The organism is Citrobacter sp. Cb031 (assembly GCF_030336725.1).
Taxonomy (GTDB): Bacteria; Pseudomonadota; Gammaproteobacteria; order Enterobacterales; family Enterobacteriaceae; genus Citrobacter; species Citrobacter braakii.
The window spans coordinates 86,729-101,314 of record NZ_JAOWDA010000022.1 but is presented as its reverse complement, the minus strand read 5'-3'; the positions used below and the strand labels follow the sequence as shown (position 1 = coordinate 101,314).

14 protein-coding genes are annotated in these 14,586 nt (G+C 50.6%); 6 read left to right on the top strand and 8 right to left on the bottom strand.

The window, feature by feature from the left end:
• Positions 1-17: 17 nt before the first annotated feature.
• The 6 genes from OGV93_RS07865 to yhhY all read right to left on the bottom strand — a co-directional run bounded on the left by OGV93_RS07865 (position 18) and on the right by yhhY (position 5,810).
• Positions 18-1,052: a phosphotriesterase family protein gene (locus OGV93_RS07865; RefSeq protein ID WP_200083968.1), complete on the bottom strand. Its 1,035-nt coding sequence runs from the start codon at positions 1,050-1,052 to the stop codon at positions 18-20.
• Positions 1,049-2,020: a DMT family transporter gene (locus tag OGV93_RS07860; RefSeq protein WP_049283110.1), complete on the bottom strand. Its 972-nt coding sequence runs from the start codon at positions 2,018-2,020 to the stop codon at positions 1,049-1,051. The genes OGV93_RS07865 and OGV93_RS07860 overlap by 4 nt, the downstream gene beginning before the upstream one ends.
• A gap of 54 nt (positions 2,021-2,074) precedes the next feature.
• Entirely contained in the window at positions 2,075-2,836 is a 762-nt protein-coding gene (locus OGV93_RS07855; protein WP_049283109.1) for a glutamine amidotransferase, read from the bottom strand.
• Positions 2,837-2,851: 15 nt separating this feature from the next.
• Positions 2,852-4,066 carry a PfkB family carbohydrate kinase gene (locus OGV93_RS07850; RefSeq protein ID WP_049283108.1) on the bottom strand — a complete coding sequence of 405 codons (1,215 nt, stop codon included), beginning with the start codon at positions 4,064-4,066 and terminating at the stop codon, positions 2,852-2,854.
• Positions 4,067-4,390: 324 nt separating this feature from the next.
• On the bottom strand, positions 4,391-5,275 hold the full coding sequence (locus OGV93_RS07845; RefSeq protein ID WP_287109495.1) for a hypothetical protein: 885 nt from the start codon (positions 5,273-5,275) through the stop codon (positions 4,391-4,393).
• A 46-nt stretch (positions 5,276-5,321) separates the two neighbouring features.
• Positions 5,322-5,810, bottom strand: coding sequence for an N-acetyltransferase (yhhY, locus tag OGV93_RS07840; RefSeq protein WP_101700390.1), 489 nt, complete (start codon positions 5,808-5,810; stop codon positions 5,322-5,324).
• Between the two features lie 456 nt (positions 5,811-6,266).
• On the opposite strand from yhhY, the gene OGV93_RS07835 reads away from it, so the two are divergent.
• The 5 genes from OGV93_RS07835 to gntU all read left to right on the top strand — a co-directional run bounded on the left by OGV93_RS07835 (position 6,267) and on the right by gntU (position 11,354).
• The gene (locus OGV93_RS07835; RefSeq protein WP_191220638.1) at positions 6,267-7,304 is read left to right on the top strand and encodes an oxidoreductase; all 1,038 of its coding nucleotides are present in this window, start codon (positions 6,267-6,269) and stop codon (positions 7,302-7,304) included.
• A 123-nt stretch (positions 7,305-7,427) separates the two neighbouring features.
• Positions 7,428-8,123 carry a quercetin 2,3-dioxygenase gene (gene yhhW, locus OGV93_RS07830; RefSeq protein WP_016154822.1) on the top strand — a complete coding sequence of 232 codons (696 nt, stop codon included), beginning with the start codon at positions 7,428-7,430 and terminating at the stop codon, positions 8,121-8,123.
• Positions 8,124-8,346: 223 nt separating this feature from the next.
• Complete coding sequence (gene gntR / locus OGV93_RS07825) at positions 8,347-9,342, top strand: gluconate operon transcriptional repressor GntR (protein ID WP_016157654.1); 996 nt, start codon at positions 8,347-8,349, stop codon at positions 9,340-9,342.
• Positions 9,343-9,483: 141 nt separating this feature from the next.
• Positions 9,484-10,014: a gluconokinase gene (gntK, locus tag OGV93_RS07820; RefSeq protein ID WP_003023475.1), complete on the top strand. Its 531-nt coding sequence runs from the start codon at positions 9,484-9,486 to the stop codon at positions 10,012-10,014.
• Positions 10,014-11,354: a gluconate transporter gene (gene gntU / locus OGV93_RS07815; RefSeq protein WP_016154820.1), complete on the top strand. Its 1,341-nt coding sequence runs from the start codon at positions 10,014-10,016 to the stop codon at positions 11,352-11,354. Before gntK ends, gntU begins: the two co-directional genes overlap by 1 nt.
• Before the next feature lie 94 nt (positions 11,355-11,448).
• On the opposite strand, the gene OGV93_RS07810 is transcribed toward gntU, so the two are convergent.
• A complete protein-coding gene (locus tag OGV93_RS07810; RefSeq protein ID WP_287109494.1) occupies positions 11,449-11,895 on the bottom strand; it encodes a hypothetical protein in 447 nt (148 codons plus the stop codon).
• Between the two features lie 486 nt (positions 11,896-12,381).
• Complete coding sequence (yhgN, locus tag OGV93_RS07805) at positions 12,382-12,975, bottom strand: NAAT family transporter YhgN (protein ID WP_003023480.1); 594 nt, start codon at positions 12,973-12,975, stop codon at positions 12,382-12,384.
• A gap of 191 nt (positions 12,976-13,166) precedes the next feature.
• Between yhgN and asd the strand changes: the two genes are divergently transcribed.
• Positions 13,167-14,273 (top strand): aspartate-semialdehyde dehydrogenase, encoded by a 1,107-nt coding sequence (gene asd, locus OGV93_RS07800; protein ID WP_016154818.1) that lies wholly within the window; start codon positions 13,167-13,169, stop codon positions 14,271-14,273.
• Positions 14,274-14,586 lie beyond the last annotated feature (313 nt).

Below are 14,586 nucleotides of genomic sequence, written 5' to 3'. Positions count from 1 at the left end.
GCCGGGCTATATGTTAGTTATGCCGTGAGTAACCGCGCCGGATTATCAATACAGAGCTTGCGAAGAGTATCGTTATCTACGCCACGGGCAGCCAGATAGGCGAGGAAAACATTTGGGACAAATCCCCAACCATTCCCCCCATTTTTTGCCCACATCTGTTTGAGAAAAACATCATGGCTTAATACGATCTGGTCGGCGTAACCCAGTTCAATCAGATGTGCTACCGCATCTGCGGTGTCCTGAACACTTGGGGCGATACCTTCTTTGGGGAAAGTAATGTCCAGACCAATCATGTCAAATTCAAGCCATACGCCGCGGTCAAGCATTTTAAGTTGATAGGCAACATCCTTTCCTGAAGGGTCTGAGTGCGCCAGCGAAACTTTTGCCGGAGAGACGTTCATCTCTTCAAGGACAATATCCAGTACCTCATCACCCAGCCGCAGCCACCCTGGCATATGGATATTCATTGCCGTATGGGGATTATTACGTTGTGCCAGAGACGCTGCGCGCAGGCTGTTGCGCTCAGCTTGGGTAAAAGCGGGTGATACGCCAATTTCACCGATCATACCGGCGCGAATATCCGTCTCGCCAATCCCCTGATTCAGTTCCTTATCAATAAGTGAGGCTAATAACTCGACAGGTTTGTGGATCCTGGCGCTTTCAAACTTTTCCAGATAAGGTCCTGATGAAGCAACGATATTCAAACCAGTTTTTAATGCCACTTCCCGCAATGAAGTGGCGTCCCGACCAATAGATTCAGAACCCGTCGCGTCGACAATCGTCCTGCCTCCCAGTGACATGAAGTTATTGATTTCAAAGATGACATCATCAATCTCTTTTCTGTCCATGTTATCGGCGCAGCAGTACGGGTCGTGTTTCAGTCCCCACTGCAGGTCAGCACTGACTTTCTTTCCCACCAACTGCTGTGAAAAAGCATACTGTGGCTCGTCAACAACGGATGACAAATCGTTAAACAGGTGCTCATGCGGTAGCGTCAGACCCATTTCTGAGTGTGCCACTGGGCCCGTTACGGTTTGCAGGAAGCCTTTCATCCTGACACCTCCATTTTTTTCGCCATTTTGGATGCTCTGTATTCGGGGATGGTGGTAACAATTGCACCTACTAACGCGAATAATGTACCGATGATGGTGACCAGATAGACCGTATTGCCTAATGATGGGATTAACTCATCAATCAACACCGATCCCAGTAACTGACCCGCGGTAGAGGCGACACCCAGCATTAATAGTCCTAAGCCTCTGACCAGAATTGCCATCAGCCCGATGGACAGCAGACCCAGCGGGCCACCGAGATACATCCACCACGTATCGGGTAACTGGACGGTGACATGCCCTAATGCGACACGTATCGCCAGCGCTGCACCCAGGACACAAAAGCCGACGATGAAGTTCCAGGTAATGGAAACCAGCATGGATCCCGTTGCCTCGGCGACTTTGGCATTCCCCGCAGGCTGCCAGCCAGCGAGTAATCCTGCCAAAAATGGAAGGATAGCCAGCAGGATAAACGAGGTTGAGTGCCACTGTGGCGACACGACAAAAATCGTGGCAATAACAGCGAACAATGCGCCAGTAACGCGCCATGGCGTGAAATATTTCTTCTCATCCACACCGACGCCAAAACGGTCGCACAGCAGGCCGGAAAGGAGCAGGGCGGAAATTAATGCAGTTTGAAAAGTGGCAACGCCTAACGCGCTGGCTGATGCGCCTTCAGAAAATACGACCATCGCCCCGCATAACCCGGCAAACCAATTCCACAAGGGGATTTTCCGCTTTTTAATCAGCGTAGGGATCGACGCGAATTGATGGCGTGTTTCTTTACGCGCAATAATAATAAAAAACATGACGACCAGACCGCTGGCGAAAGAGATTACTGCGCAAGCATTACCATCCTGCAACCAGTGTCCCAATTGCCCATTAACGGCAGACTGCATTGGGGAAAGCATACCGGCTAAGATGGTTGCAAGCATCAGTAAGGGGGTTGAGTACTTATTCTTGTTCATACATCAATCCTTATATTTTATAAAAGGAGTAACTTTCGTTACTCCATTGTTTTTTTATTTTCTGGCGATGAATTGAAGCGTGTTAACCCACAGGTCGGTATAAAACGGCCAGGACATGAATTGCTGAGTTCCCCAGTGCGGCGAACAGTCACTCATAAAACAGGCGGTTTTACCCTGTTGGTATTTACCGAACACTAATAGAGGGTCATTATTTATTGTTAATACGACATCAGCATCTTCTCTGGCGACAACCTGGTTATATCCAAGAAATATCGGGTAGTCTGAGAATCCGTCCACAACAGGATGTTCAGGCGAGACAGCCTCAGCGTAGATACCCTCTGGTTTTTCTACTCGGTCATCGCCGTCAAGCATAATAACTGGCAAGACCTCGGCAAGAATGGTGTTCTTGTAATTGGCCTTTGCCTCAATACCCATAAATGACAGATAGCCGCCAATCATAAGCAGACCACCACCATTTTTGACGTACTCTTTAATTGATTCCAGAGCATTTGGCTTTATTTTGAGCTGATAGAATGTCTCGTTTTGCAACAGGAATGTATTGCTGCCGATATCGCTAATGACAATGACATCATAACGGTTTAGTTCATCAATGCTTTCTGGAAATGCGATTTGTACGGTGTGAGCAGGCATGTAATCAATTTCCACACCACCTTTCTTTAAGCATTCCAGTAACCATGTAGCGCCTTCTTCATATTTACTGGAGGTAAAACTGTCATAACCTTTTGAATGAATCATGTGAATATGCCAGGATTCTCCAATAAAGAGCACCTTTAGTTTTTTCTGCGTATTGTTCATAGTCTGCTCCTTGATTTAGTGAGTTGAGATAGTTTGTTTGTAATGTGAACTCTGAATGCGATGTAGAACGGATTCGTTTTCTGGCATGTCAGAGGCATTGGGTGTTTCAACAGCAAGCGAGGCGAATGCGCTGGCGTAGCATAATGCGGATGCCAGTGATTTTCCTTTAGCAAGGCCAGATGCGAGTGCGCCATTGAAGGCGTCGCCTGCTCCTGCGGTGTTTTTTACAACTGCCGGGAATGCCGGAGAATAGATGAATTGCGTTCCGTCATAAGCGAGAGATCCTTTGCTACCTAAAGTAATAATGGTATTTTTTACACCTTTCTGATGAATAATCTTCGCTGCACATTTGGCTGACTCAATATCATTGACGGACATATTTGCCAGGAGACCAGCTTCGGTTTCATTTGGCGTAATATAATCGATGTCATCAATGATGGTATTGACCATTTCATTGTATGGCGCTGGATTGATAATTACCGGTATGTCATTTTTTTGTGCGAGACGAATTGTTTGCTGAAGCGCCTCGTAATTTGTCTCCAGTTGTACAAGAACAATATCTGAATGAATAATGGCTTCTTTTTGTATGGTGATTTCATCAGGTGAAATTGTCATATTAGCACCGGGATAGATAGCGATGACGTTATCCCCGGTATCTCCATTCACCATGATGGTAGCTGTACCAGTTTGTGTTTCTTTGGTCTGGTAGATTACACTTTTATGGATTTTTGATGAGTTTATAAAGTTAATGGCGTAATCACTAAAATGGTCTGACCCTACTTTAGTAATAAAATGCACATCAGAATCAGCATAGCTTGCCGCTAATGCTTGATTACATCCTTTACCGCCTGGCGAAAAAATAAATTTATCGGCAAGTAATGATTCTCCTGTCGAGGGTAGTCTCGGTAGGTAACTGATAATATCAACATTGAACGAGCCAATAACACATACATTATTTTTCATGGCAGAGAGACCTTTTTTTATTTTCTGCGCTGACTCATATTTTTCCAGCACATAAGCAATTTCGTTTTTTGCAACGTTATCAAGAGAATCAAGGGTAATAAATGCACCACCATGACAGCGAGTGAGATATCCCTGTCCGGCAAGTTCATTGAGATCTGAGCGAATGGTTTCTTTTGTTACCTTGAGACTTTTCGCCAGATTTGAAACTTTTACAACTCCCGAAATACTGATTTCTTTCAATATTCTATGATGGCGTTCAAATTTCATTTTTTACCTCACCGTGGTTAAGTTAGTCCCAGGAGAAGTATATTGTTGTGATTGTCACCATAAAGTGATGGCAGAAACCAAAAAAAAACAAAAATGTAATATTAATATTATTAACGTTACGAAAAATAGCGATGAAGATAAAAAGGTGAATAACCATATGATTCAGGTGGTTGTTAGGCCTGAACATGACGGCGGGGGAAACGATGGACTGCAATCAAAAACTCTATGCCAGGGTCGGATAGCGCTTCTGCTCCTGAATTTAACGGCGAGATATAACGGATAATGGCCTACAGCGTTCAGAACGATGTCGGCCTTATTGGTTGGTTATGGCGCATATCGCTGCAGCGATTCAGACCAGCGGAATATTTGGCTGCTTTTATCCTGCAGGTTTACGCGCTCTAAATCATAAAACCCGTGCGTTTTTGCCGAACGCATTTTGAGGATATATTTACTTTCGCTGATGTCGTGCTGTCTTGTACCGTCTTTATTCCACTCTCCGGCGATGTCCGTATATTGATAAACAAGGTCGGAATATACGTTGATTATCCTGTTGTCTTTGATCGCATAGAGTTCCAGCACTTCATAAAATGCGCCGCCGCCGGAATACGCCTCAGAGTATCCACCGCGCACCCCAAACGCCAGCGTATCGGGTGCGATCCGGTACGGTGCCAGATCCAGTTTTGTATAATAGGCCAGCGGTCTGACGGACTCATCATCGCTCTCTTTTTCGGCGGTTTTATTCCACTCAGAGAGTTGGTTTAATGGTTTTTCCGAGCGTGCAAGCGGCGTTAGCTGTTGGTTCTGCCAGGAAAAAACGCCGAGATATAATTTATTGGCGTGCCCGTTGCTGTAGTTTTCCGGACAGTTGTTATCCGCGTATTTCTTTGCCTGCCCGGCGTCGGCCGGATTGTCGGCGAAACAGGCGACACCGATATATTTGCCGTCTTTGCCCCAGGCTTTGGCACCCGTGAGGATCAGGTTGTCAGGATCTTCATTCGGCGCAACCCAGGCAATCCACGCGTTCTCAGATAATCCCTGTGGAAGCTCGCCAAATCCTTTGGCAGGGGTTGCTCCCGCCATTTGCTCAGCAAAAATCTGTTTACCTTCCGGGTGTTGAATGGCGCTGGGCACGGAATCGAGATTTTGTACGGTAGTGGCGAAAGCAGGGGAGAGTGCTGCCAGCAACACCAGGAGAAGGTACTTTTTCACTCTTGCGTCCTTTCAATAAGAAGGGCGATAAAACTCGCCCTTAATTTTATTTCACGCGCGCCATAAAGTAGGCATCAACGTATTCACCATTGCGCAGGCCGTATTTCTTACCTGTGCCTTCGATTTCAAAGCCGTATTTCTTATACACCGCCACGGCCGGCTCATTATCAACAAATACCGTTAGCTCAATACGCTCGACGCGCAGCCAGTTGTCGCACATGTCGATCATCGTGCGAATCAACGCGCTGGCAACGCCGCGATTGTGCCACCGAGCATCCACGCAGATACCAAAATCGGCCACGTGGCTGCGCCGCGGACGCTGGGCAACGTCGATGCACAAATGACCAACGACAATTTCATCAATGCAAGCGACCAGCTGTTTTATACCGGGTCGATCGGCTAGCCGCTCCTGCCACATCTCCACGGAAGGATGAGGAACCTGTAGCGTGTTGTGGTACACCTCCGGCTGGGCGTGGATCTGACGAATTGCGTCGTAATCTTTCGGTTCAGCGTGGCGTATCACTATCTCACTCATTCCTTATCTCCAGCAGGGTTAATTGTGTATTTACACTCGCTGAGAAAGAAAATTCCGTCAACTGCATTTTTTTGCAAAAAGAAGTAGACAAGTGCGAATGAGAATGATTATTATTGCTCTGCGTTCAGGGGAACCCCTACGGAGAACCTGAAAGCACGACATTGCTCACATTGCTTCCAGTATTACTTTAGCCAGCTTTTGCTGGCTTTTTTTTTGAGGTTTTGTGTCTGCCTGGCTTACTTGCCATTTCGTCCCCGGGAAGTGCTCGTGCTCCTCACGTACATTTAGTACGCTCCGGGCCCTGCGCGCTTGCCGTGAACAAACTGCCTGCGACGCCGACGGCCGATCCTGTCGCCCTGTGGTGCAGTTCAAGCGCCATCCGGCAAAGAATCCAACATTCAGTCTCCAGCCGCTTTGCGCTATGGTGTAGACAATCACCTTCGAAAGGATCGTCTCATGGCCTTACACTGCGCATTTATTGGTTTTGGTAAAAGCACCACTCGCTACCATTTGCCGTACGTCCTCAACCGCAAAAATAGCTGGCATGTCGCGCACATTTTTCGCCGCCACGCCAAGCCGGAAGAGCAGGCGCCACAATATTCACATATTCACTTCACCAGTGACCTTGACGAGATCTTAAACGATCCGCAGGTGAAGCTGGTGATCGTCTGTACCCATGCTGACAGCCATTTTGAATACGCCAAACGCGCGCTGGAAGCGGGTAAAAACGTGCTGGTTGAGAAACCCTTCACGCCGACGCTTGCGCAAGCAAAAGCACTGTTCGAACTGGCGCAAAGCAAAGGGCTGACCGTTACGCCATATCAGAACCGTCGTTTTGATTCCTGCTTCCTCACCGCTAAAAAAGCGATTGAGAGCGGCAAGCTCGGCGAAATTGTTGAGGTTGAAAGCCATTTCGATTACTACCGCCCCGTGGCGGAAACCAAGCCGGGACTGCCGCAGGACGGCGCATTCTATGGTCTGGGCGTACACACCATGGATCAGATTATCTCGCTGTTCGGTCGTCCCGATTGCGTGGCCTATGACATCCGCAGCCTGCGCAACAAAGCGAACCCGGACGATACCTTTGAAGCACAGCTGTTCTACGGCTCTCTGAAAGCCATTGTTAAAACCAGTCACTTGGTGAAAATCGACTATCCGAAGTTTATCGTTCACGGTACCAAAGGCTCGTTTGTGAAGTACGGCATCGACCAGCAGGAAACCAGCCTGAAGGCCAATATCATGCCAGGTGAGCCAGGTTTCGCTGCTGACGATTCCATTGGGATGCTGGAGTACGTCAATGATGACGGCCTGACGGTAAAAGAAGAGGTGCAGCCGGAAGTGGGGGACTATGGTCGCGTCTATGATGCGCTTTACCAGACGCTGACAGCCGGTACGCCTAATTACGTCAAGGAATCTGAAGTTCTTACCAACCTGGAACTCCTCGAACGCGCCTTTGAACAGGCTTCTCCGGCGACGATAACTCTCGCCAAATAGCCTGCGCAGACTCCTCTGGACTTGTTCATTTTTTTTGAACAGAGGAGTCAATTTTCACCCTCTATGATCCCCGGCGGATTGAGTCCACACTTACTCCATCGAAAACATCTGGGGGTGAACACAATGATCTACTTACGCAAAGCTAATGACCGTGGCCACGCTAATCATGGCTGGCTCGATTCCTGGCATACCTTCTCTTTTGCCAACTACTATGACCCAAACTTTATGGGGTTCTCGGCACTGCGCGTGATTAACGATGACGTGATCGACGCAGGCCAGGGCTTTGGTACTCATCCCCATAAAGACATGGAAATCCTGACTTACGTGCTGGAAGGCGCGGTGGAACATCAGGACAGCATGGGGAACAAAGAGCAGGTTCCGGCCGGTGAGTTCCAGATAATGAGCGCCGGGACGGGGATCCGTCACTCGGAGTACAACCCGAGCAATACAGAGAAGCTGCATCTGTATCAGATTTGGATCATGCCGCAGGAAAACGGTATTACCCCACGCTATGAGCAGCGCCGTTTTGATGCCGCTCAGGGTAAACAACTTGTGCTGTCGCCGGATGCCCGTGATGGGTCGCTGAAAGTGTACCAGGATATGGAGCTTTACCGTTGGGCACTGATCAAAGATGAGCAGTCGGTGCATCAGATTGCCGCTGAACGCCGCGTCTGGATCCAGGTAGTAAAAGGTAACGTGACAATTAACGGGACCAAAGCGACCACCAGCGATGGTCTGGCAATCTGGGATGAGCAGGCCATTTCTATTCATGCCGACAGCGACAGCGAAGTGTTACTGTTTGACCTGCCGCCTGTATAAAAATACACGGCATCCTTCAAGCCGCATCTGTGATGGCTTTCCTCGCTCACCCCGGTCGCGTACTTAATGTACGCTCCCGGGGATTTACTGCGTCGCCGCCTTGATGCAACTCGAATGATTTTGTGTATTTCTCACATTAAAAAACTCCTTTTTTTCTCTGCGAAGGTTCACGCACGTCCGTGGTAAACTGGGGGAATCTATCCCTTTTTAACGCTTCAGGACGATGAAAAAGAAAAGACCCGTACTTCAGGATGTAGCCGACCGCGTGGGCGTAACCAAAATGACGGTCAGCCGCTTTTTGCGTAACCCGGAGCAGGTCTCCGTGGCGCTGCGGGGCAAAATTGCCGCTGCACTTGATGAGCTGGGTTATATTCCCAATCGCGCTCCTGATATCCTTTCTAACGCCACCAGCCGCGCTATCGGCGTGCTGTTACCGTCTCTTACTAACCAGGTTTTTGCTGAAGTGCTACGCGGCATTGAGGCTGTCACTGACGCTCATGGTTATCAAACCATGCTGGCGCACTACGGCTATAAGCCTGAGATGGAACAAGAGCGTCTGGAATCGATGCTGTCGTGGAATATTGATGGCCTGATCCTCACCGAACGTAGCCATACGCCCCGTACGCTGAAAATGATTGAGGTTGCCGGTATCCCGGTGGTTGAGCTGATGGACAGCCAGTCCCCATGTCTTGATATTGCCGTGGGCTTCGACAACTTCGAAGCCGCGCGTCAGATGACAGCCGCTATCATCGCCCGCGGGCACCGTCATGTTGCCTATCTTGGCGCACGCCTTGATGAACGTACTATCATCAAACAGAGAGGCTACGAGCAGGCAATGCGCGATGCCGACCTGGTGCCGTACAGCGTGATGGTGGAGCAGTCCTCTTCCTACTCCTCCGGTATTGAACTTATCCGTCAGGCGCGGCGTGAATACCCGCAGCTTGATGGTGTCTTTTGTACCAACGATGACCTGGCGGTAGGGGCGGCCTTCGAATGCCAGCGTTTAGGGCTGAAAATCCCTGATGACATGGCGATTGCCGGATTCCACGGTCACGACATCGGGCAGGTGATGGAGCCGCGTCTGGCGAGCGTGCTCACGCCGCGTGAACGCATGGGCAGTATTGGCGCAGAACGTCTGCTGGCGCGCATCCGCGGTGAGGCCGTCACACCTAAAATGTTAGATTTAGGTTTCACCTTGTCACCGGGCGGATCTATTTAAGCCAACAAGTTTGAAGTAGCTCACACTTATACACTTCGAGCACGAATGGATATTGCTTCTCTATTTATCCGGCTGGACAATGTTACCGATAACAGTTACCCGTAACAATTTCCTGATTCTTGTACCAGTGGGGGCAACGCTTTGAGCACGACTAATCATGATCACCACGTTTACGTTCTGATGGGCGTATCGGGCAGCGGTAAATCTGCTGTCGCCAGCGAAGTGGCGCATCAACTGCAGGCCGCGTTTCTTGATGGCGATTTTCTCCATCCGCGCAGCAACATCATGAAAATGGCTTCTGGTGAGCCACTCAACGATGACGACCGCAAACCGTGGTTACAGGCGTTGAATGACGCCGCCTTTGCGATGCAGCGTACCAACAAGGTTTCGCTGATCGTCTGTTCCGCCCTGAAAAAAGTCTATCGCGACCAGCTACGCGACGGTAACCCGAACCTCTCTTTCATCTATCTGAAAGGGGATTTTGACGTTATCGAAAGCCGCCTGAAAGCGCGTAAAGGTCACTTCTTCAAAACGCAGATGCTGGTGACCCAGTTTGAAGCGCTGGAAGAACCGGGTGCGAATGAAAACGATGTACTGGTGGTCGATATCGATCAACCACTGGACGGTGTGGTCGCCAGCACCATTGAGGTTATTAACCAGGGCAGTAAGTAGTGAGTACATTAACGCTTGTTTTAACAGCAGTAGGGTCCGTTTTATTATTGCTGTTTTTAGTGATGAAGGCGCGTATGCACGCCTTCGTTGCTTTGATGGTGGTATCCATTGGTGCAGGTCTCTTTTCCGGTATGCCGCTCGATAAAATCGCGGCGACCATGGAAAAAGGGATGGGAGGCACGCTCGGTTTCCTGGCGATTGTTGTGGCGCTGGGGGCGATGTTCGGCAAGATTTTGCATGAGACCGGAGCTGTCGATCAGATTGCCGTCAAAATGCTGAAATCCTTCGGTCACAGCCGCGCACATTATGCGATTGGCCTGGCCGGTCTGATTTGCGCGCTGCCGCTGTTCTTTGAGGTGGCGATTGTGCTGCTGATTAGCGTGGCATTCTCAATGGCGCGCCATACGGGGACAAACCTGGTTAAGCTTGTGATCCCGCTGTTTGCGGGCGTAGCGGCTGCTGCGGCATTCCTGCTGCCAGGGCCTGCGCCGATGCTGCTGGCCTCTCAGATGCACGCCGACTTTGGCTGGATGATCCTGATTGGCCTGTGTGCCGCGATTCCGGGCATGATTATCGCCGGGCCGCTGTGGGGGAATTTCATCAGCCGTTACGTCGAGCTGCACGTACCGGAAGATATTTCCGAGCCGCATCTGGGCGAAGGCAAAATGCCATCCTTTGGCTTCAGCTTATCGCTTATCCTGTTGCCGCTGGTGCTGGTGGGGCTGAAAACTATCGCCGCACGCTTTGTTCCGGTCGGTTCTACAACCTATGAATGGTTCGAGTTTATCGGTCACCCGTTTACCGCGATTCTGGTTGCCTGTCTGGTGGCGATTTACGGTCTGGCGGTGCGCCAGGGCATGCCAAAAGACCGCGTGATGGAGATCTGTGGCCATGCGCTGCAGCCGGCGGGGATTATTCTGCTGGTGATTGGTGCGGGCGGTGTGTTCAAACAGGTTCTGGTTGATTCTGGCGTCGGTCCGGCGCTGGGCGAAGCGTTAACCGGTATGGGCCTGCCGATTGCCATCACCTGCTTCGTGCTGGCGGCGGCGGTGCGTATCATTCAGGGTTCCGCGACTGTGGCCTGCTTAACGGCGGTCGGTCTGGTGATGCCGGTGATTGAGCAACTGAACTACTCCGGTGCCCAGATGGCGGCACTGTCTATCTGTATCGCGGGCGGCTCTATCGTGGTCAGCCACGTTAACGACGCCGGTTTCTGGTTATTCGGTAAATTTACCGGTGCGACCGAAGCGCAAACGCTGAAGACCTGGACGATGATGGAAACCATCCTCGGCACGGTCGGTGCGATTGTCGGTATGATTGCCTTTCAGCTGTTGAGCTGATGGCATTGCCCGGTGGCGCTTGCGCTTACCGGGCCTGGAAATGAGCACACATCCACACCGTAGGCCGGGTAAGCGCAAGCGCTACCCGGCTTTTTTATAGCACGACCAGCCCTTCTTCTGTTTTCAGCCAGCGCGGCGCTTTTAGCGTATCGGCGAAATAGCCCACCAGATCCTGCAGTAAGTCACCCGCCACTCGTTCCATCTCGTCAGACAGCGTTTTACTCATCAGCAGGTGCGTTAATAACTGACAGTAGCGCCCCATCTGGTCTGGTTCCGGCTCGAAAAGGGGAAAACGGGTCGGGAATGTTTCTACCGTCAGACTGGACTGTAGATGCTGCGGTACAGGCTCCGTTAAGGTCGGTTGCAATAACGCGAGACAGGCCGACAGACGTGCACAAACCGCCAGTTTTTCAACCGGGTCATGGCATTCAACCAGCCCTTCGACAAAACGCTCGCAGTTATCCGCCAGTTCGGTGAAATCCGTGGCATGGCTAAAGGGCAGGGTAAATAAAGAGTGTGAAAAGAGAGGGGTAGTCGCCATAGGGCAGCCTCCAATGAGTCAAATTTTACCGCCACCTAAGGGACCAACCTTTTGGTGGCGGGCTGAACGGAGTTGGTCCTACCGGCCTCATTGGATACCGGCGCGTCTTACGACGCCACCGTCCAGCCCACCATTGAGGTGTAGCTGGTCGCACGACAAAAGTGAATTTTATCGCGAATGAGGTAATCAGGGGACCAATCCTGGCACCTGATTTTGCAGGTGCAGCGAGAAGATAATGTTTATCCGCGATGCTGACAAGAGGGTATTCCGGAAGGCACCTCGCAGAAATGAAAATACGTTTTTTCAGCGAGTTAAAAGCGTAAGGAATACCTGAAATTACAGCGGTGCCGGAGAGCCTGGATTGTTAAGGGGGCTGCGTAGCCCCCTTAACACGTTCACTGGTGACGAGATCTCAGAGAAGTAATGAGCATAACGTGAACGGAACTGTTCTCCGGGTAAGATGCTATCTGAGCCAAAAAGTAGAGATCACCCCTTCATCCACATCCGTACGCCGTCGAGGAACATCTGGGTAGCCATCATCACCAGAATCAGCCCCATCAGGCGCTCCAGTGCGTTAACCCCTTTCTCGCCCAGCAGGCGTAAAAACAGCGAAGACTGCAGCAAAATCACAAAAGTACCACCCCAGGCGATCAGCAGCGCAATCACCAGATGCCCCATCTGGTTCGGATACTGATGTGATAACAGCATTAATGAAGCCAGGATTGTTGGACCCGCTACCAGCGGGATCGCCAGTGGCACGATAAACGGCTCTTCGCCTGCCGGAAGCCCTGTGCTATTCCCGGTGGCGCTGGGGAAAATCATCTTAATGGCGATCAGGAACAAAATGATGCCCCCGGAGATCGATACGGTTTCCGCGCGCAGGTTAAGAAATGCCAGTATTTTCTCGCCAGCAAACAGGAATATCAGCATCACCAACAGCGCAATGAACAGCTCGCGAATCATAATCGCGCGGCGGCGTTTCGGTTCGGTATGTTTCAATACGGACATGAAAATGGGCAGATTTCCGAGCGGGTCCATAATAAGGATCAATAAAACTGCCGCTGAAATAATTTCATTCATAACTCAAATTCCCTTACTATTACCGCGGACTTTCTGCTTGCTTGCGCAGCGAGATAAGTCGCATTACTGATGGCTTCGCTATCATTGATTAATTTCACTTGCGACTTTGGCTGCTTTTTGTATGGTGAAGGATAGGCCAGTAGGATACTGGTTAGCATACACAGCACACATCTCTGCAGGAAAAAAACGCTATGAAAAATGTTGGTTTTATCGGCTGGCGCGGTATGGTCGGCTCTGTTCTCATGCAACGCATGGTTGAGGAGCGTGACTTCGACGCCATTCGCCCTGTTTTCTTTTCTACTTCCCAGCTCGGGCAGGCGGCACCGACATTCGGTGGAACCACGACCGGCACGCTTCAGGACGCTTTTGATCTGGATGCGCTGAAGGCGCTCGATATCATCGTGACCTGTCAGGGCGGCGATTATACCAACGAAATCTATCCAAAGCTTCGTGAAAGCGGTTGGCAGGGTTACTGGATTGACGCGGCCTCTTCGCTGCGTATGAAAGACGATGCCATCATCATTCTCGATCCGGTTAACCAGGATGTCATCACTGACGGCCTGAACAAAGGTATTAAGACCTTTGTCGGCGGTAACTGTACCGTTAGCCTGATGCTGATGTCCCTCGGTGGCCTGTTTGCCAATGACCTGGTTGACTGGGTTTCCGTGGCGACCTATCAGGCGGCCTCCGGCGGCGGCGCGCGCCATATGCGCGAACTGCTGTCCCAGATGGGGCATCTGTATGGCCATGTGGCCGATGAACTGGCAACCCCTTCCTCTGCTATTCTCGATATCGAACGTAAAGTGACGACCCTGTCCCGCAGCGGTGAACTGCCGGTTGATAACTTTGGCGTACCGTTGGCCGGTAGCCTGATTCCGTGGATCGACAAACAGCTTGATAACGGTCAGAGCCGCGAAGAGTGGAAGGGACAGGCTGAAACCAACAAAATTCTTAACACCTCTTCCGTGATCCCGGTTGATGGTCTGTGCGTGCGCGTCGGTGCGCTGCGCTGCCACAGCCAGGCGTTCACCATTAAACTGAAAAAAGATGTGTCTATTCCGACCGTGGAAGAACTGCTGGCAGCGCACAATCCGTGGGCCAAAGTCGTGCCAAACGATCGGGATATCACCATGCGTGAGTTAACCCCGGCGGCCGTTACCGGCACGCTGACCACGCCAGTAGGCCGTCTGCGTAAGCTGAATATGGGACCGGAGTTCCTGTCAGCCTTTACCGTGGGCGACCAGTTGCTGTGGGGGGCTGCGGAGCCATTGCGCCGTATGCTGCGTCAGTTGGCGTAATGTGGGACTGCCTGATGACGCCACGTTTATCAGGCCTACAAACGACGCGAACCACCTGGCCGGATCAGTCAATACGGCTTTCCGGCAGAGTGATTGCGTGTTTTAACAATGGGTGCTGAGTCACCCATTTTTTTGCGTAATACAGGAGTAAGCGCAGATGTTTCATTTTTTACCAGGAGTAAGATAAAGCATTGGCTATTCTTTAAGGGTGACTTAGTACCGGAGGTATTAAGTTGTTGCCTGAAGGTGGGACGACGCAGAGAGGATGCACAATTGTGCTGCGCCGTTCAGGTCAAAAAAAGTGTCACTACCT

What these genes read in the sequence shown, in the direction of transcription:
- OGV93_RS07835 (WP_191220638.1), top strand. Translation starts at nt 6,267, where the DNA reads ATGGCCTTACACTGCGCATTTATTGGTTTTGGTAAAAGCACCACTCGC.
- yhgN (WP_003023480.1), bottom strand. Translation starts at nt 12,975, where the DNA reads ATGAATGAAATTATTTCAGCGGCAGTTTTATTGATCCTTATTATGGAC.
- gntR (WP_016157654.1), top strand. Translation starts at nt 8,347, where the DNA reads ATGAAAAAGAAAAGACCCGTACTTCAGGATGTAGCCGACCGCGTGGGC.
- yhhY (WP_101700390.1), bottom strand. Translation starts at nt 5,810, where the DNA reads ATGAGTGAGATAGTGATACGCCACGCTGAACCGAAAGATTACGACGCA.
- yhhW (WP_016154822.1), top strand. Translation starts at nt 7,428, where the DNA reads ATGATCTACTTACGCAAAGCTAATGACCGTGGCCACGCTAATCATGGC.
- asd (WP_016154818.1), top strand. Translation starts at nt 13,167, where the DNA reads ATGAAAAATGTTGGTTTTATCGGCTGGCGCGGTATGGTCGGCTCTGTT.
- OGV93_RS07850 (WP_049283108.1), bottom strand. Translation starts at nt 4,066, where the DNA reads ATGAAATTTGAACGCCATCATAGAATATTGAAAGAAATCAGTATTTCG.
- OGV93_RS07855 (WP_049283109.1), bottom strand. Translation starts at nt 2,836, where the DNA reads ATGAACAATACGCAGAAAAAACTAAAGGTGCTCTTTATTGGAGAATCC.
- OGV93_RS07810 (WP_287109494.1), bottom strand. Translation starts at nt 11,895, where the DNA reads ATGGCGACTACCCCTCTCTTTTCACACTCTTTATTTACCCTGCCCTTT.
- OGV93_RS07860 (WP_049283110.1), bottom strand. Translation starts at nt 2,020, where the DNA reads ATGAACAAGAATAAGTACTCAACCCCCTTACTGATGCTTGCAACCATC.
- OGV93_RS07865 (WP_200083968.1), bottom strand. Translation starts at nt 1,052, where the DNA reads ATGAAAGGCTTCCTGCAAACCGTAACGGGCCCAGTGGCACACTCAGAA.